The organism is Rhizobium sp. WSM1328 (assembly GCF_057653715.1).
Genome location: NZ_CM172788.1, coordinates 4185607 through 4203080 on the forward strand (window position 1 = coordinate 4185607; position 17474 = coordinate 4203080).

General features: G+C 62.9%; 14 protein-coding genes. 1 reads left to right on the forward strand and 13 read right to left on the reverse strand.

The window, feature by feature from the left end; translation table 11 throughout:
* Positions 1-77 precede the first annotated feature (77 nt).
* The 9 genes from AC2444_RS20830 to epmA form a co-directional block, all read right to left on the reverse strand.
* Complete coding sequence (locus tag AC2444_RS20830; RefSeq protein ID WP_012759411.1) at positions 78-3389, reverse strand: oligosaccharide flippase family protein; 3312 nt, start codon at positions 3387-3389, stop codon at positions 78-80.
* A gap of 88 nt (positions 3390-3477) precedes the next feature.
* On the reverse strand, positions 3478-4656 hold the full coding sequence (locus tag AC2444_RS20835; protein ID WP_012759412.1) for a glycosyltransferase family 4 protein: 1179 nt from the start codon (positions 4654-4656) through the stop codon (positions 3478-3480).
* 45 nt (positions 4657-4701) lie between these two features.
* Positions 4702-7182, reverse strand: a complete 2481-nt coding sequence (locus tag AC2444_RS20840) for a glycoside hydrolase family 2 protein (protein WP_012759413.1) — start codon at positions 7180-7182, stop codon at positions 4702-4704.
* Between the two features lie 16 nt (positions 7183-7198).
* Positions 7199-8191 (reverse strand): DUF1839 family protein, encoded by a 993-nt coding sequence (locus tag AC2444_RS20845; protein ID WP_017995482.1) that lies wholly within the window; start codon positions 8189-8191, stop codon positions 7199-7201.
* Positions 8182-9090: an amino acid--[acyl-carrier-protein] ligase gene (locus AC2444_RS20850; RefSeq protein WP_012759415.1), complete on the reverse strand. Its 909-nt coding sequence runs from the start codon at positions 9088-9090 to the stop codon at positions 8182-8184. The genes AC2444_RS20845 and AC2444_RS20850 overlap by 10 nt, the downstream gene beginning before the upstream one ends.
* Positions 9091-9095: 5 nt before the next feature.
* Positions 9096-10277, reverse strand: a complete 1182-nt coding sequence (locus AC2444_RS20855) for an acyl-CoA dehydrogenase family protein (protein WP_012759416.1) — start codon at positions 10275-10277, stop codon at positions 9096-9098.
* Positions 10277-10528 carry an acyl carrier protein gene (locus AC2444_RS20860; protein WP_012759417.1) on the reverse strand — a complete coding sequence of 84 codons (252 nt, stop codon included), beginning with the start codon at positions 10526-10528 and terminating at the stop codon, positions 10277-10279. Before AC2444_RS20860 ends, AC2444_RS20855 begins: the two co-directional genes overlap by 1 nt.
* A gap of 262 nt (positions 10529-10790) precedes the next feature.
* A complete protein-coding gene (locus AC2444_RS20865; protein ID WP_012759418.1) occupies positions 10791-11843 on the reverse strand; it encodes a lysine-2,3-aminomutase-like protein in 1053 nt (350 codons plus the stop codon).
* Positions 11840-12901, reverse strand: coding sequence for an EF-P lysine aminoacylase EpmA (epmA, locus tag AC2444_RS20870; RefSeq protein WP_012759419.1), 1062 nt, complete (start codon positions 12899-12901; stop codon positions 11840-11842). Before epmA ends, AC2444_RS20865 begins: the two co-directional genes overlap by 4 nt.
* Before the next feature lie 149 nt (positions 12902-13050).
* Here epmA and efp point away from each other — a divergent pair, with 149 nt between their 5' ends.
* On the forward strand, positions 13051-13620 hold the full coding sequence (gene efp, locus AC2444_RS20875; RefSeq protein WP_012759420.1) for an elongation factor P: 570 nt from the start codon (positions 13051-13053) through the stop codon (positions 13618-13620).
* 79 nt (positions 13621-13699) lie between these two features.
* Here efp and AC2444_RS20880 read toward each other — a convergent pair whose 3' ends face one another.
* From AC2444_RS20880 to AC2444_RS20895, 4 genes are read right to left on the reverse strand one after another with little or no spacing between them, the layout of a single operon-like run.
* A complete protein-coding gene (locus AC2444_RS20880; RefSeq protein WP_012759421.1) occupies positions 13700-14428 on the reverse strand; it encodes an SIS domain-containing protein in 729 nt (242 codons plus the stop codon).
* A gap of 17 nt (positions 14429-14445) precedes the next feature.
* On the reverse strand, positions 14446-15597 hold the full coding sequence (gene nagA, locus AC2444_RS20885) for an N-acetylglucosamine-6-phosphate deacetylase (protein ID WP_012759422.1): 1152 nt from the start codon (positions 15595-15597) through the stop codon (positions 14446-14448).
* On the reverse strand, positions 15597-16628 hold the full coding sequence (locus AC2444_RS20890; protein WP_012759423.1) for an SIS domain-containing protein: 1032 nt from the start codon (positions 16626-16628) through the stop codon (positions 15597-15599). The genes nagA and AC2444_RS20890 overlap by 1 nt, the downstream gene beginning before the upstream one ends.
* Positions 16625-17398 (reverse strand): GntR family transcriptional regulator, encoded by a 774-nt coding sequence (locus tag AC2444_RS20895; RefSeq protein WP_003543751.1) that lies wholly within the window; start codon positions 17396-17398, stop codon positions 16625-16627. The genes AC2444_RS20890 and AC2444_RS20895 overlap by 4 nt, the downstream gene beginning before the upstream one ends.
* Positions 17399-17474 lie beyond the last annotated feature (76 nt).

Sequence of the window (17474 nt, forward strand, 5' to 3'; positions counted from 1 at the left end):
CAGGTCTTTGTTTGCCGCATGTCTTCGGCGCAAAACCGCTGCCCACTTTTGCGCAACATGCTTTAGCTGAAATCCGGTCATGCTCTGGCGAGACGAATGATCTCGTCGAGCACGAATTTGCGCGATTGCGGCGGCGTCAGATTGTGGTCGGCATCCGGCAGCATCAGCAGGCGCACGTTCGGATAGCGGGAAAGCCTGGCGCCGCGCGGCCCGAAGTGGAAGTAGACATGGTCGAGCCCGACATCGCCCTCGCTGTAGATCAGCGTCAGCGGCACCTTGCGCTTGCCGAACAGCGCGAAGGAGTGCCGGACCTCGCGGGCGATATGGCGCCGGTCGGGAAGCAGCTCGAGCACCGGCGCGATCCACGGCGACAGCCGGCGGCCGGCGGCGATGACGATGTTCTGCAACGCCGAGACGACATCCACCTGGCCGCGCAGCAGCCGCTTCAGCGTGTCGAGCCGCGCCAGGCGCTGGCTGTAATCATCGAGGCTGCGGGGAACGGAGACGACATGCTCCCTGCGCACCGGCATGTCAGGATCCCAGTAATAGACGAACGGATTGATCGACACGACAGCCTTCAAGCGCTCGTCGGCAACGCCGGCGCGGAAGGCGACATAGCCGCCGCTGCATCGGCCGGCGACCATGACGGGGCCGGCGACGACGCTTTCGAGCAGGTCGAGCGCGGCGACCGCGTCCCCGGTCTGGGTATCCGAATAAAGCACCTGTTCCGGCGCATCCGGCCGCGGCGGGCTGTCGCCGACATTGGCGGAATCAAAGCGCAGCGAAACGACGCCTTGGCGGGCGAGCTCGCGCGCCATGTCTACCGTCGTCCGTCCCCAGCCGGCATGCCGGTCATAGGCTGTCGACAGGAAGAGCACGGCGTTACCCTTGATCTCGCCGAGCGGCCGGCTGACGACGCCGACGAGATGATTGTGGCTTCCGAAACGGACCGGCGTTTCCGCAAAATCATCGCCGGCAAGCAGCGGGTTGTCGATCGCCGCCGGCGAATGGGCGGCGGATGTCTGCGTCGTCGTTGTCTCCAGCCATGTCGTCAGCAGCCCGACGACAGCCATCGGCGTCTTGGCAAACAGCGGATTGGTGGCGAGCTCGTCATAGCCCTCGAAGGCCTTCTGCTCGACATCGGCACCAAGCGCCTTCAGCGCATCGGCAAAGCCGGTATCGTCGGCCTTGGCAGGACGTTCGAGGATCAGGTAGCGGGAGGTTGCGAGCCCCTGCGGCGAGGTGATGTTGAGCTTGCCGAGCTCGGCGGCGATCTCTTCGGGCATGACGAGCCCGGCGATCTGCACCTTGGTGGTCTGGACATGCTCCTTGCCGAGGCCGAGATCGGCATCGATGATCTTGGACCACATGTTGAGTTCGCGCAGATAGGCCCGGCCGCTCAGCACCGGCGCCAGCATGACGAGGCTGTCGACGCCTTCGATCGAGGAACCGACGCGATGGGCAAGCGTCGCGCCGAGGCCCTGTGCGATGAGGATGATACGGTCGCAGCCGCTCAGCGACTTCAACTTGTCGGCGGCCGCGCGGATCGAATCTTCCCAGGTTTCCAGCCTCGCCGGCAGTGCGTCGAAATTAAGCGCATCGCCCGTGCCACGATAGTCGAAGCGCAGGCTCGGCACGCCGATATCCGAGAAGTGCTCGGCCGCGACCCGGAAGAATTTGCGGCTGCACATCTCCTCGAAGCCCCAGGGGCTGACGAAAAGCACGGCGGCCGAACGTTTCTTGGCGAGAGGATTTTCAGGCATGAACAGCCCGATCGTACCGTCGAAGACCACAGGCAGGGCGGCGCTGCGTCCCGCGCCCTCGGCCGGTTCCAGCGAGAATTCGCCGGGCGCGACCTTGGCGCGATCGGGATCGCCGGGAAGCCGTGGCGCGATGAAATTGATCGCCTGGCCGACCGGTCGCCGCAGCAGGGATGGCATCTTCTCGAGAATGGAGCGCATGACTTCGACATCCTCGCCTGGCACGGCGCGCAGCACCCGGAGTGCTGCAAAATAGGCGAATGCGCCGGCGATGATCGCGCCGACCAATCCGGCCGGACCATGGACGAATTCCAGCACGGAAATCGCTCCGCAAGCACACAGCACGGAGGCGAGCGTCACCTTCGTCAAGCTTGCGTAGAGACCCGAAAGCTGGGATCCGAATCCTGTCTGTCTGATCATCATCACCGACATCGCTACGAATACGAGGATGCGCACGAGTGCGGCGCCCTCGGCCGCAAGCCTAGGTACGATCAGTAAACAACCCGCTACCATCAGTAGGCCACCTATCACACTGATGTTCAGGCGGGAGCGGGCCCTGTCCATCGACAGCAGGTAGAGGCTGAGGATCTGCATGAAGGTATAGGCGGGAGCAACAAGCGCAAGCAGCGCCACCACCGTCCCGCTGCGGCGGAACGCTTCGCCGAACACCACGAGCACCAGTTCGCTGGAGATCGCGGCAAGCCCCAGGCTCATCGGCAGCACGATATAGGCCATGCTGCGGGTAACGGCGGTAAAGACCTCGACCGGCAATGTCGAATCGTCGCTGCTGTGCCGTCGCTCGGAATAATAGGGCAGCAGGCTGCCGGTCATCTGGATCGGCAGTTGCAGCGCGATATTGGCGATCGACAGGCCGACGGCATAATAGCCGACCATCTCCACCGACCAGAACTGCTGCAGGAAGAGCAGCTCGAGCCGGTTGAGGAAAATGGAATCGATGATGAACTGGATCGACAGGATGACGGAGGAGGAGGCGAGATATTTCAGCGAGACCCCGCACCAGTCGCGCCGCGCCAGAAGGATCGGCAGCGTGGCGAAAAACAGCACCAGCTGGCCGAGCGCATAGCCGACGAGTACGCCTTCGACGCCGTAGAAAACGGCGCCGACGGCAACGCCGGCAAGCTGCACGATCGAGACGGCGACCGTCAGCTTAAAGAAGGCGCCCAGCTTCTTTTCGCCGATCAGGTAGAATTTGACGAAGGAACCGATCGCTTGGACGAAGAACAGCACGCCCGTGACCAGAGCGACGGATGGCGCCGTGTCGGCCCAGTGCATCTTTTCGGAGGTCAGGAAGAACAGCGCGTAGAGCGCCAGCAGCACGACGGTCGAGAACATCATGAAGCTGACGAGGATGGCGGCAAAACCTCGCCGGCGGCGCGCGTCGAAGCCTTCCGCCGAAAGTTGCGGCAATGTCTTCAGCAGCGTGATGCTGGAGCCGAGCTCGGCGATCGAGGCGCCGGTCACCACCAGCCAGAGCGAAAAGGCGACGATGCCGTTGGCTTCCGGCCCGAGCAACCGTGCGGTTATGATCGAGGAAACGAAGCCCGTCAGAAGCAGCAGCATGCCTGCCGCCCCGTTCATCACCGAGTTTGCGATAATACCCTTCGACATCTGTCCATCCGTCAGGATCGGCCTACCGCCGCATACCTGCCATCTCTAATGCGAAAATGTTAAAATAAAGCGGAGTGACGACGTCACCTTAGGCGGTCTGCATCGCCTCCAGCGCCTTGAGCGCCTTGTCATAGCTGTTCTCGGCGAGGTAGCGCAGCAGGAACTCCCGCGCCTTCTCGGCCTTCTCACGCGCTCGCTCAGGCGCGAGGAAGATATCCTTCAGATGCCCGGCTGCTGCCTCGGGTGAGGGATCGGCCCAGACCGCGCCTTCGAGCCCGGCAAATTCGGGATGGGTATCGACCACCGGAATGAGGGGAGAGGCAACCAGCCAGCTATTGTCGGGATCGCAGAAATCCACCGTGCCCGACCAGGCCGTGGAAACGACCGGCGTACGCTGCATGATCGCCTCGGCCACCGTCAGCCCGAAACCCTCGGAACGATGCAGCGAAAGATAGGCGTCGGAACAGCGGATCAGGCCGTTGATCTCGGAGTCCGACAGCCTGTCGGTGACGATCCTGATCCGGCTGTCGCCAGCGACCGAGCCGATCAGTTCTCGCAGGCCTTCATCCTTGTCGATATTGCCGCTGGCCTTCATCAACAGGAAGGCGCTGGGGCATTCGGCGGCAAATATCCTGAAGGCCTCGATGACGGCCTGCGGATTCTTCCGGTTGATCGAGGACCCGGCGCTGAAGATGAAGCTGACGAGAAACGCGTCTTCCTCGATGCCGAATTTCTGGCGCATTCCTTCGGTCGCCGGCTTCTCGGTGACGGGATGCGGAACGACGATGACCGGTGCCGCAGTGAGGGGCGCAATCGCCCGCCTGGTGAATTCCGACGGCACGAAGACGGCATTCATGTAATGCATCGCATTGCGCCACTCCGCCGGCACGACTTCGAGCTCCCAGGCGAAATAGCCGATGTTGAAAGCGCGGGTGAAATTCGCAACGCCCTTCTTCAGGATCGCGCGCGGCAGCATCGGCGGATTGAGATGCCAGATCCGGCTCCCCGCGGGTTCGGCGGAGAGATGCGACGGTGTCCATCCGGCGAAGGAATTCTCGTCAGGATGCGTGCTGACGTCGGAGAGCGAAATCGCCCGCCCAGCTTCCGTCAATGCGCCGGCGCAGAGCCTTGCCGATTCGCCAACGCCGACCGCCATCGAGAGATAGCCGACGATTTCCACCGGCCTGCGCGGATTGAAGGCAAGACGCGACCGCGGGATCAGCCGCTGCAGAACATGGGCGCGCAGAAAGCGGTATATCGTTCTCAAATCACGCTCTTTCCCAATGGATCGGCATCATCCTTCGCAGGGGCGTCAGCCCTCGATTGCGACACGATGCGAACTGCCTAGACTTCTGATCTCGCCCGCAGGCGGAGTATCGCTTTCCACGCCGGACAGCGCGTGGAGCTGCACACGCCGCATCGCGCCGGGGGCAAGGTGGAACCAGTCGTCGTCGGCCCGATAGCCTTCGACGTCGATATGCACCGATTGCGCCAGCCGGTCGGTCCTGAGATCGACGAACCAGTCGTCGCCGTCTCTGGTGAATGATGCTTCGATCCCTGCGTCATGCAGCGCCTTCCCCCGTCCGCACGGGAAGTGGAAGCTCTCTGCGAGAATGGCGCCGTCTGCCAGCGAGCGCAGGCGCGCCACACTGGCATCATGCGCCGGCGGCCCGAAACGGAAGGCATAGGTCGTATCGAAGAAGGCGCCGAACAGCGCGGTGCAGGCAAGACGCTCCGTGTCTCTTGCCGCCAGCTTGAAGGCCCTGCTGCCGCTGACGACCTGCTGTTTTCCGCCGCGCAGGCAGACGACCTCGAGCTCCACGTCAAGCGCGGCATCCGTCTCGTTGACGACATGCACGTCGAGACCGTTCGTTCCCTCGTCGGTGAAGACCACTTGCACCGGCCGGAATGCACGGCGCATCGCATACCAGACAGGCTTCGGCTCTCCGGTGGAATCGATCACTCCCCAGCCGGGACCGGGCAACAGGTCCTGCAGCGTCCAGACGAGTGCGCCGTTGCAGGCGGAGCCCTTGCGCCGCCATTCGGCAAAAGTCTCCTCGATCACCTCGCCGGTAACGGCGCGGGAGAGATCGAGATAGCGTTCCGGATCTTCGCGGCGCAGCTCAGCCGGATCGAAACCGTAGAGAAGCTGCAGGTAGAAATCGCGAACATCCTCGAAATCCCACGATGCGCTGCGGTCGCGGGGCACGCGGGCCTTCCACAGCGGACTGTGGACGGCGGGCACATCGAGATGACGCTGCAGCGTCCTTTGCTGCGGCACATGCGCGAAGGCGAGGCTTTCGGAGGCAAAACGCACATCGGCGCGGCGCGCATCGGCAATTGGCCGCATATAGGCGCCGACGCCGTAATAATGGGCAATACCGGCATTCGGCGAAAAGGGCATCGCTCCGCCATAGGGCGAGTTCGGCACATAGGGCACATCGGGGCGCATGCGCGCGACGACCGCCGGGATGATTTCATCGGTGACCGGCCCGCTCCAGAATTCCGCCGGCAGGCCGAGCATTGCCGCCTGCTGGTGGACTTCGCTGCCGCCGCAGAGCGCGGCCAACGAAGGCGACGCCTGCACGCCGTGGAGGAATTCCTCGACCTCCGCATGCACGTGACCAAGAAAAGCCTTGTCGTTGCGTGGATAATCAAAATTGGCGAACATGAAGTCCTGCCAGACGAGCAGACCGAGCTCGTCGCAGAGTGCGAAGAAATCAGGCGTTTCGTAGGCCATGGTGCCGCCGATGCGGATCATGTTCATGCCGCCTGCAGCGGCAAGCCGCAGGAGCGGCTCATAATCCGCCCGCCCGCCCGGCAATCGCACGATATCGGCCGTCGTCCACACGGCACCACGGCAGAAGATGCGTTCGCCGTTGACGAGAAGCGCGAAGTCGTCGCCATCGGCACCACGGTCGACGTCGATACGTCGAAAGCCGGTCCTGCCGAGCGGATATTCCACCCCGTCCGAAACCAGTGTCAGCGCGTAGAGACGCGGAGCACCATGCGTATGCGGCCACCAGGCCTCGATGTCGGAAAGCTTGAGGATAGCCGAGTAATGACTGTCGCCGACCTTCTCGAAGGGCTGCTCCATCCCGCCGCAGCGCAGCAGCATCGCCGGATCCTCGGCATTGCTATGCAGGGACACGCTGAGACGGCCGACGCCACTCTCCTCCAATACGGCGCGGATGGAGACATTGTCGATCGAGACGGGATGACGCCGCACCATCGAAATCGGCCGCCATGGCCCGACGGCATGGATATCGGGGCACCAGCCCGGCATATGGCCGAGCAGCGTCGTGCGGAAATTCTTCAAGCCCGCCGGCGTGATCATCTGCGGCCGCCAGCGCGCGCGCGGGCCTGGCTCCGACAGGCGGGGCCCAAGCGCCCGGAAGCACAGCGCCAGTTCGTCGCCGCCCGAAAGCGTCACCGGAATCTCGTGCGCCGTGAACATGCTCTCGGAAAACAGGATTTCCTGGCCGTTCAGGAAGACATGGCAGAGCGTTGCCAGCCCTGCGAAACGCAGGATCGCGTCGCCGGGCTCGGCATCGAAAAGCCGGCAGAGATACCAGGCATCCCGCGTGTTCAGCGGCTCGGGATTTTCCCGGTCGAAGAGCCCGGCTTTTTCGAGCGCGGCGGCGACGGTGCCGGGAACGGGTGCTGGAATGAATTGTGCGGAGAGCGGGATGTCGTGCGGCACGGCGCAGGCGCCCGGCTCCGTCAGGATCAGGTTCCAGCCTTCGGAAAGTAGACTTTCCTCGGCACCGATGCTCGCCAAACGCCCCCGCATGGTCAGATCTCCGGCCTCAGATTCGCCCCGCAAGCGACGCCATCATGGAATCCCATGCATCGGCGGCCGGATCAAGTGCTGCCTGCAACGGCTCGAACTTCCTGCGGGTGACGGCGCGGGCAAGCTGGAACTGCACCGATTTCGCCACCTCCGAAATACGCCCGGCATGCTCGGCGGCAGCCGCGAATTCACCAGGGGAAAGCCAGGCGAGGTAATCGGCCGCCAGCTCGAAATTGGCGCCCACCTGGCGAAGCGTGTTGAAGGCGTATTTATGGAAGAAGCCGAACGGCCGTTCCGCCACCGCTTCGACCTGTTGCGGAAAGACGCTGGCAAAGGCGCGGATCGGGTTTTCGCGGGGACGCCGGGCAAAATGAAAACCGGCAAGTCGCCGCGCGGTCGCGCGCAGATGCGCGTCGTCTGCCGGCCTTTCCGGGAATCGTGCAAATTCCGTATAGGGCAGAAACGGCGCGTCGTTTTCCGTCAGATGCAGCTGAAACAGCCCGTCGAAATCCTCGCCTTCGAGACGGAAATAACCGGCATTGTGGAAATAATCGACGCGCTTGGCCGCAACATCCAGCCGGTTGATCGCAACCGTCGTCTTGCCGTGCTCCTGCCGGTAGGCGGTGCCGCGCGTATCCGGCATGTAGAAAGAATCCATTTCGATCAGGCAAAGGCGGGCACGCGCGATCTGAACCTCGACATGGCGTTCGACACGGTCGTAGATGGCAAGCTCAGTCGCACGAATGCCGTAGAGCGCTTCGAGATCCTCGAGCGGCACCTTGAAGAAGGTGAACTGGTCGCCCTCGAAATCCTGCGTCAGGGTAAAACCCAGCATCGCCTCTGGCGCAACGCCTGATGTCGCCAGAACCTCGATCCAGAGATCGACATAACAATTGGTTTCCGGCCAGGCGCGCTCGCCGGAATGCAGCGCATGCGCCCGGTAGGTTTCCGGGTCGATTCCCGAAAATACCCCCGAAAATAACGACGTCATCGATTTGCTCAGCCCCACAGCGCTTTCCGTACGCTGGCCGGCCATTGCTTCACATCGAGCCCGTGATGATGGAAGAGGGCAAGGGCGATGCGCTCCAGTCCGAAGCCGACGCAGGCGGTGTGCGCGACACTGCCGTCTTCGAGATTGAGACCCCATTTCGTGCCGAAGGCATCCTGATGGTAGTTGAAGCTCATGCAGGCGGTCGGGTTGGCAGCCGAGGTGATCGGGATCAGAAGCTCGAACTTCAGGTTCTGGTCGCGCTGATTATTGGCGAGCATCTTGCCGGCGCGGCCGAAGAACGGATCATTGGCAACGTCGATCGTCACCTCGAGGCCCACGGCCTTCATCATCTCGACGCCGCGATCCATCCAGCGCTGGCGGAAGTCGGTAACGTGCAGCTCTGTGCCCATGCACACATATTCGCGCATGCGGAACAGCTGCTGGCGGGCAGGATCTTTCGACGGCTCATGGCGGAAGCAATAGGATTGCAGGTCGAAGAGGCCGCCGGTCTTCGGCAGGTTGCCGCGCTTGGCGATCGTCGGATAAAGCGGATAGCAGGCAGCCGGCGTCAGCACGATGTCGGTCGCCTCCTGCCCCTTGGTCCAGTCTTCGCCGACTTCCATGCATTGCAGCAGGCTGACATGATCGAGCTCGCTGCCGCAGAAGCTGTGCACCGTGCCGGCGAGCTGCGGAAAGCTCTTCATGTAGCCGCTCTTCTCGAAGAAGGCGCGGTTCATGCCGGGCGGAAAGCGCATGGCTTCGGCACCATCGGCGCCGCCGAACGTGTCGATCAGGCGCTCGAAGGCAGCGATCACGTCTTCGAACTGGCCGCTGCGGCCGTAGAGCCCGTCGATGCCGGTATCGATCAGCAGACCGGATTCGAAAAGCCGGTCCAGAAACGAGGTCTGCATATCCATGACTGTCACCCCAGTAGGCTAGTGTCCTGCTTATGGACAAGAAGCATGCTCGACGTGTTGCCGAGGATGCGGTCATTCGAAATCATGAGCTGTGCGGAATGCGCGTCGCGCAGATGGCGTCCGAGGCTGAAGGGCGTGCCGTTCTTGTAGCCCATGATGCCGCAGATCAGCATGGCATGGTTGACGATTTCCAGGATCATCTCGGACGAGGCGATCTTGACGTTGTTCATCGCCACCGCAAATCCCATCGAAGACAGCCTGTCGGCATCGGCCTTGGCATCCTCATAGGCCTTGAGGCCGGCAACCACGTTGGATTTCACCATCTGCAGCAGGTTCGAAACCTCGGCGAGGCGTAGCGCGCCCGGCGGCTGGGCATCCGGCGCCTTGCGGGCGGCAGCACGCACGAAAGCCTGGGCGCGCACAACGGCGTCGACGGCGATGCCGTACCAGACGCCGCTCCATAAGAGGTGCGAGGAGGCAAGCATGGACTGCGCCGCGATCTCCGCGAAAGGCTTCGGCAGGATCTGGCAAGCCGGCGCTTCGCCCTTGAACAGGAAGCCGTCGGAGCAAGTGCCGCGCATGCCGAGCGTATTCCAGACATGCGTTTTCTCGAGCGTGTACTGGTCCTTGAGGAAGGCCGTCAGCACCTGATCGGAGGAAGCCGCCTGCGCGTGGGCACGCGAGGTGATAAGGATGGCGTCGGCGTGCGAGCCATAGGAAATGACAGTCGCATCCTTTTCGAGGCGGCACGTGTCGCCATCGACCTCGACCGCGCAGATGCTGTTGCGCAGATTTCCGCCGATACCGCCTTCGGTGGTGGCGGATGCGATCAGCAGCTGTTCGGCGGCGATGCGGCGCATGAAGCTGCGATGCCATTCGCTGTCGGCGCCGTGTTCAACGAGGCTCGACAGCTTGATATGGTGCATGGCGAAGACCATGGCGCTCGCGGCGCAGGCCTGGCCGAGCATCGAGCACAATTCGGCGATCTCGGTGATCGAGGCGGATTCGCCGCCGAAATGGCGCGGCACCTGGATGCCGAGCAGCCTTTCGGCCTTCATCGCGTCCACGGCTTCCCTGGGGAAACGGGCTTCGGCGTCGACGGCATCGGCGTGTTTCGCCGCGATTTCAGCAACGCGGGCCACCCTTGCAACAAGACCGTCCTGCATGATCTTGACGGGGAAATTCATCAGGCGACCTTCCGGCTGTCCCGGATGAGATCGACGGTCCTGGCGATGGCCGAGATGCTCGCGAAGGATTTGCGGTTGAGGAGATTGTCGGGAAATTCGATGTCGAAGGCCTCTTCGATGCCAAGCATTAACTGCACAGAAGCAAAGGACGTCAAACCTGCCGCATAAAGATCGGCGTCGTCGGCGACCTGGTCGATCGACCCAGGAAGCTTGCCGAATTTGGCTACGAGGTCGCGGATTGCCTTATTCATCCCATCACTCCAAGATTCTCATGATCCCGAACCGGCGTTCATCGCCTTGTCATGAGCGTTCTTTTAGTGCGGAAAACAGAACATTCCGCTAATTTATTGAGTTAAATATGACTGAGGCTCATAGTTACGATTTTAGCGATCATTCCCGGATTGTCGTAAACAACCACATTATATCAATGACTTAAGATAATTTCGATACTGCGACACCGTCTGGGTTCTGGCGTGGAGAGTACAGAAATGACACGCAAACGCCGCGTTTGTCTCAATCGGCCGGCGGATAGGAATGCTCGCCGCCACGATAATCGGTGACGGAATAACATCCGTCGCCTGTCGCCCGCATCGCGCTTCCACTGATGACGGCCTTGCCGTGACCGCCGGGGATATCGAGGATGTAGGCCGGCTGGCAGAGACCGGAAATCCGCCCGCGCAGCGCCTCGACGATCTCCTGCCCCTCCTCGATCGTCACTCTGAAATGACTGGTGCCGGGCGCCAGATCCGGATGATGCAGATAATAGGGTTTGACGCGGATTTCGACGAAGGCCTTCATCAGCTTCGCCAGCACGTCGGGATCGTCATTGACACCCTTAAGCAGCACCGACTGGCTGACCATGGCGATGCCGGCATCAACGAGACGGGCGCAAGCGGCCCGCGCTTCCGGCGTCAGTTCGCGGACATGGTTGGCATGCAGCGCGACATAGACCGTCTTGCCGCTCGCCTTCAGCGCGCCAATCAGCGCCGCATCGATCTTCTCGGGGTCGACGACCGGAACACGCGTGTGGAACCTGATGATCTTCACATGCGCGATCCCGGCAAGCGCCTCCATGATCTCGCCGAGCCGGCGCGGAGAAAGCACCAGCGGATCGCCGCCGGTGAGGATGACCTCCCAGATCTCCTCGTGACCGCGGATATAATCGAAAGCTGCCCGCATCGCCGCCGCATCGAGCGTGCCGAGGCCCTGCGGCCCCACCATTTCGCGCCGGAAGCAGAAGCGGCAATAGACCGGGCAGACATGCACGGCCTTGAGCAAGACACGATCGGGATAGCGGTGAACGATGCCTTCGACGGGGCTGTGGGCATGATCGCCGATCGGATCGGCGCGTTCTTCCGGGGCGATCGTGAGTTCGGCCGCATCGGGCACGAATTGCCGAGCGATCGGATCATCGGGGTCGGCTCGATCGATGAGCTTGCTGATCGCAGGCGTCAGCGCAACCGCGTAACGCGCCGCCACCTCCTCGAGCGCTACGCGATCGGCAGGCGCGACCAGCCCTGCTTTCACAAGATCGTCGACGCTCTTGATCGGTTTGACGACATTCATCGTCCGTACTCCGCCACCGGCGCCCAAAGCACCTGGTCGATGTGTGATGCTCCCGTCGCCAGCATCACCAGCCGGTCGAAGCCGAGCGCGATACCGCTTGCCTCGGGCATCAGCGATAGCGCGGCGAGGAAATCCTCGTCGATAGGATAGGTCTCGCCGTAGACCCGCGCCTTCTCGGCCATCTCGATCTCGAACCGTCGCCGCTGTTCGGCAGCATTGGTGAGTTCGCCGAAGCCGTTCGCAAGCTCGACGCCGCAGGCATAGAGCTCGAAACGCTCGGCAACCCTCGCGTCGCGTGCCGAGGGACGGGCAAGGGCCGCCTCCGAGACCGGATATTCGTCGAGAATGGTGATGCGGCCGAAACCGAGATGCGGCTCGATCTTTTCGACCAGCACCCGGCTGAAGAGATCGGCCCAGCCGTCGTCATCGGCAACACGCATGCCGACGCGCTTCGTCTCGGCCGCCAGATGGTCGCGGTCAGTCGAACCGTCGGCGGCGACCGAGGCGAGAAGATCGATGCCGGCATGACGTTGGAACGCTTCGGCAACGCTGATCCGCTCCGGCCCGGCAAAAGGGTCGCTCTCGCCGCCGCGATAGGCAAGCTTCCCGGTCTTCACCGTTTCCGCCGCCAGCGCCAGGATCCGCACGCAATCCATCATCAGACTCTCGTAGCTTTCGCCGGCCCGATACCATTCGAGCATGGTGAACTCAGGATGATGCAGCGGCCCGCGCTCGCGGTTGCGATAGACATGGGCGAAACACGAGATGCGCTCCTCGCCCGCCGTAAGCAGCTTCTTGCAGGCAAATTCCGGCGAGGTGTGCAGGTAGAACGGCGCCTTTTGCCCATCCGTCGTCAGTGCTTCCGTGGCGAAGGCATGCAGATGCGCCTCATTGCCGGGAGAGACCTGCAGCACCGCCGTATCCACCTCGATGAAATCCTCGCGCGCGAAAAACCCGCGCAACGCCGCCTGGATCGCATTGCGTCCGATCAGGAACGGACGGCGGTCGGCATGCACGGACGGGGTCCACCAGGGGGACGCTTTCGCCGAAGAGTTCATTCCAAGCTTTCTTGGCCGGAGAAGCCGGTATTGGGGGGTGGCTATTTCCCGGATTTTAGGTTAGTTGCGCCCCAAAGAAAAACATTTGCGTCTTCGGGGCGTCTCGACAGTCATCTACGACGCCGAAAGCCGAGTTACAAGGAAGTCTTATGGTCAAGGTCATCGCCTCTTCGGTCCGCAAGGGCAACGTTCTCGATGTCGACGGCAAGCTCTACGTCGTTCTCACCGCCCAGAACTTTCATCCGGGCAAGGGCACGCCGGTCACCCAGGTCGACATGCGCCGCATCGTCGACGGCGTGAAGGTTTCCGAGCGTTGGCGCACCACCGAACAGGTCGAGCGCGCCTTCGTCGAAGACGTCTCCTTCCAGTTTCTCTATGAAGACGGCGAAGGCTTCCACTTCATGAACCCGGCGAGCTACGATCAGGTCGTCGTCGATGTCGCCACAATGGGTGACGACAAGGCTTATCTGCAGGAAGGCATGTCCTGCATCCTCTCGATGCATGAAGGTATTGCGCTGGCGCTCCAACTGCCGCGCCACGTCACGCTCGAAATCATGGAGACGGAACCGGTCGTCAAGGGCCAGACGGCATCGTCCTCCTACAAGCCGGCGATTTTGTCGAACGGCGTGCGCGCCATGGTGCCGCCGCACATCAATGCCGGCACCCGCGTCGTCATCGCCACGGAAGACAATTCCTACGTCGAACGCGCCAAGGACTGATCCTAGTTTCAGCCTATCGAAGAGGCCGGCTCGCGCCGGCCTTTTTTGTATCCGCCGCCACACTATTCGGCATCGTGCTCTAGAGATGCGGGTTGCGCGGACGGTATTTCTTGACGAGCTTCTGGTTGATCTCGGCGGCACCCGGCATGTTGGCGCTGAGATAAATTGGCGCATCGCCCGATTTCGAAAGCTCCGAGGCGACTTCGGCGAAGATCGCATTGATGACGGTCACCCCGACGGCCGTCGAGACTGGCCCAACCCGGAGCCCCGTGCCTTCGAGATCGACAACGGCGTCACCCGGCGGCAGCCCGTTGTCGAGCACCACATCGGCCACGTCGGCAAGCCGCCGGCGGCCATTGGCGATCGCTGAGGAATAGGCGATCGACGTGATGGCAATCACCTTTGCGCCGATTTCGCGCGCATAGTCGGCGGCCTCGATCGGCGCGGCGTTCACGCCCGAATTGGAGGCGATGATGATGACATCGCCCGGCTGCATCCCGTAACGCTCCAGCATCGGCCGCACCAGGCCTTGCGTGCGCTCATAAACCGAACTGATGACCGCGCCCTCATGCAACATGGCCGAGCCGACGAGCACCGGCACGGTGAAGGCGAGCCCGCCGGCACGATAGTGCACCTCTTCCGCCAGCATATGCGAATGGCCGGTGCCGAAGACATAGACACGCTTGTCGCCTCGGGCAGCATCGAGGATGACGGCTGCTGCCTGCGCCATCGGCTGGGCAAGCGTCTGCTTCAGTTCCTCCAGCCGGCCGATGAGGTTGGAGAAATAGGCATCGGTAATGTCGGTCATCCCACTTCTCCTTGATTTTAGGCCGCTTCGCCGCTGAGCCAGGTGGCGGTGACGGCAAGCGCATCGGTGAGATGCACGAGATCGGCACGCGCGCCCGGCGAGAGATGGCCGCGATCGGCAAGCCTGAGAAACCGCGCGGGATAAAGGGTCGCCATGCGCAAGGCCTCGGCGAGCGTCAGGTCGAGATAGGTGACGCCGTAACGGATCGTCGAGATCATGTCGACATCGGAACCGGCCAGCGTGCCGTCGGACAGCACCAGCTTCGAGCAAAAGCCGCCCCTTTCACGCCGGACGGTGCGCCCGTTCAGCGTGAACGAATCCTTCTCCGACCCGACGAGCGACATCGCGTCGGTGACGAAGAACAGCTTGCCTTCGCCGCGTTTGGCGCGGAGCGCTGTGCGCAAGGCCTTCGGATCTACGTGATGGCCATCGGCGATGATGCCGCACCAGGTTGAGGGATGATCGATTGCCGCGCCGACAAGACCGGGCGCACGGTGTCCCAGCTGGCTCATGGCGTTGAAGAGATGCGTGACGCCCCGCGCGCCGGCATCGAAACGGTCTTCCGCCGCCTCGCTCGAACAATCGGAATGGCCGATGCTGACGGTGACGCCGGCTTCCGCAAGTTCGCGCACCTGGGCAACCGTCACCTGCTCGGCGGCCATGGTGACCAGCAGCGTGCCGATCGCCTCGCGCGCCCGGATGAAAGCCTTGACGTCGCGGTCCTCCACCGGCCGCATCAGTTCGGCCAGATGCGCGCCCTTCCTCGCAGGCGCCAAGTGCGGACCTTCGAGATGCAGACCGGCGACGCCGCGGTTCATTTTCACTGCCTCCTTGGCCGCCTCGATCGCGGCAATGGAGGCCTCTGATGTATCGGTGATCAGCGTTGGCAGCAGCGACGTCGTACCATAGGGCCGGTGCCCGCCGGCGATAATGTCCATCGAGGCGGCGGAAGGCTCGTCGTTCAGCATCCGCCCGGCGCCGCCATTGACCTGCGCATCGATGAAGCCGGCCGACAGAACACCACCGGCAAGCGTCACCACTTCGCCGTCCGGCAGATCGTTTCTCGCGACGATCGCTTCGACGCGGCCGCCGGCAACGATGAGGGCTTTGTCGTCATGGAAGTGCTCGCCGTCGAAGATGCGGGCGCCGAGGAAGATCTTGCGGACCATCAGACCGTCTCCGTCACCTTGAGCAGGTTTGCCGGCTTGTCGGGATCAAAGCCTTTGCGGCGCGTCACCGACTCGATCAGCCGGTAATAGACGAGCAGCGACACCAGCGGATCGACGAGGCCGTTGCCCGTCGTCGGCGCGCGCAGATGGACACCGGAGAGCGGCTGCGTCGAGAAGCCGACGGTGGTGGCGCCGAGTTTCTGCAGGCGTTCCAGCGCTTGGACATTGTTGGCGAAGGCCGCATCGTCGGGCGCAAAGGCGACGATCGGGAAGCCCGGCTGCACCAGACGCATCGGACCATGCATCAGTTCCGCCAGCGAGAAGGCCTCGGCATGCAGGCCGGAGGTTTCCTTGGCCTTCAACGCCGCTTCGAGCGCGATCGCGAAAGCCGGGCCGCGGCCGGCCGTATAAAGCGAGGTCGCGTTGAAGAGCACCTCCTCGGCTGCCGCCGTGTCGATCCCGGCGGTCGCCGACAGTGCCTCCGGCAGCTTGCCGAGCGCAGCCGCCAAATCGGACGCACTGCCGATCGCAGCCGTTACCCCGGAAAGGGCTGCAACCGAGGCGATGAAGGATTTTGTCGCCGCGACACTCTTTTCCGCGCCGGCATTGAGACCGAGAACAATATCGGCCTGCTTCGCAAGTGGGCTGTCGGTGACGTTGACGACGGCGATCGTCGTCGCTCCGCCCTTCTTCGCCGCATCCTGCAGCGCGACGATGTCGGGGCTGGCACCCGACTGCGAGACGGTGAAATGGACACCGCCCTTCAGATGCAGCGCCGCACCATAGACGGAAGCGATCGACGGGCCGACCGAGGCGACCGGAACGCCGCAGGTGATCTCGAAGAGATATTTGAAAAAAGTGGCAGCGTGGTCCGAGGAGCCGCGCGCCGCCGTCGTCACCACGCTCGGGCGGGCGGACGAAAACAGCCGGGCGATCTCGGCAAAGACCGGTTTTTCCTTTTCGAGCAGCATGGCCACCACCTCGGGCGATTGGCCGGCTTCCTGCAGCATCAGTGACTGGTTGTCATTCATAGGTCATCTCCGATTCTCAATTCGGCAACGAAATCATAGGCGTCGCCGCGATAATGCGAGCGGGTGTATTCGACGACGCGCTGGTCTTCCAGGCGCGACACCCGTTCGATCAGAAGCGCCGGCGCGCCTGATTTGACGTTCAGGATCGCGGCGGAGGACGGGTCGAGCGTGACCGCCGTCAGCCGCTGCAGCGCGCGGACGGGCCTGTGACCGCTGGCCGTCAACGCATCGTAAAGCGATCCCTCGCCGCCGGCATCGTGCCCCAGGAACTTGATCGGCACCACGGCGCGTTCGATCGCCAGCGGCAGGCCATCGGCAAGGCGCAAGCGGTCGAGTCTCAGCACCGGCTCGTCACCGCCGAGGCCGAGCAGGAAGGATTCCTCCGGCGACGGCGTATTGACCGCCCGCGACAATATCCGTGCGGCCGGCAGACGCCCGCGCGAGCGCATGTCGGCGGAGAAGGAGGAAAGCCGCCACAGCGACTGTTCCATGCGCTCCACCCTGCTCGATACGAAAGTACCGCTTCCATGGCGCGATTCCAGTGCACCGGATGCCATCAGATCGCGATAGGCGGTGCGCACGGTGACACGGCCGAGCTTCAGAGCCTCGGCAAGGTCGCGCTCGCCCGGCAGCGCCGTGCCGGGCTTCAGTAGCCCTTCCTGAATGAGGCCAGTCAGCGTCTGCGCCAGCCGCTTGTAAAGCGGCCCGGTCAGTGCCTCGTCACGCAGGCCGCGGCTGTTCAGTTCCGCTATCAGACTGGTTCTATCCATGGGCACACAATAGAACCTATATAGAACCAATCGGCAAGTCGGAATCGAGCATGGAATCAAAAAACCCTCGCCGGGC

Bases quoted from the DNA above. Each gene is read 5' to 3' on its own strand.
- AC2444_RS20830 (WP_012759411.1), bottom strand. From the start codon at position 3,389: ATGTCGAAGGGTATTATCGCAAACTCGGTGATGAACGGGGCGGCAGGC.
- AC2444_RS20840 (WP_012759413.1), bottom strand. From the start codon at position 7,182: ATGCGGGGGCGTTTGGCGAGCATCGGTGCCGAGGAAAGTCTACTTTCC.
- AC2444_RS20850 (WP_012759415.1), bottom strand. From the start codon at position 9,090: ATGGATATGCAGACCTCGTTTCTGGACCGGCTTTTCGAATCCGGTCTG.
- AC2444_RS20855 (WP_012759416.1), bottom strand. From the start codon at position 10,277: ATGAATTTCCCCGTCAAGATCATGCAGGACGGTCTTGTTGCAAGGGTG.
- AC2444_RS20860 (WP_012759417.1), bottom strand. From the start codon at position 10,528: ATGAATAAGGCAATCCGCGACCTCGTAGCCAAATTCGGCAAGCTTCCT.
- AC2444_RS20865 (WP_012759418.1), bottom strand. From the start codon at position 11,843: ATGAATGTCGTCAAACCGATCAAGAGCGTCGACGATCTTGTGAAAGCA.
- epmA (WP_012759419.1), bottom strand. From the start codon at position 12,901: ATGAACTCTTCGGCGAAAGCGTCCCCCTGGTGGACCCCGTCCGTGCAT.
- efp (WP_012759420.1), top strand. From the start codon at position 13,051: ATGGTCAAGGTCATCGCCTCTTCGGTCCGCAAGGGCAACGTTCTCGAT.
- AC2444_RS20880 (WP_012759421.1), bottom strand. From the start codon at position 14,428: ATGACCGACATTACCGATGCCTATTTCTCCAACCTCATCGGCCGGCTG.
- nagA (WP_012759422.1), bottom strand. From the start codon at position 15,597: ATGGTCCGCAAGATCTTCCTCGGCGCCCGCATCTTCGACGGCGAGCAC.
- AC2444_RS20890 (WP_012759423.1), bottom strand. From the start codon at position 16,628: ATGAATGACAACCAGTCACTGATGCTGCAGGAAGCCGGCCAATCGCCC.
- AC2444_RS20895 (WP_003543751.1), bottom strand. From the start codon at position 17,398: ATGGATAGAACCAGTCTGATAGCGGAACTGAACAGCCGCGGCCTGCGT.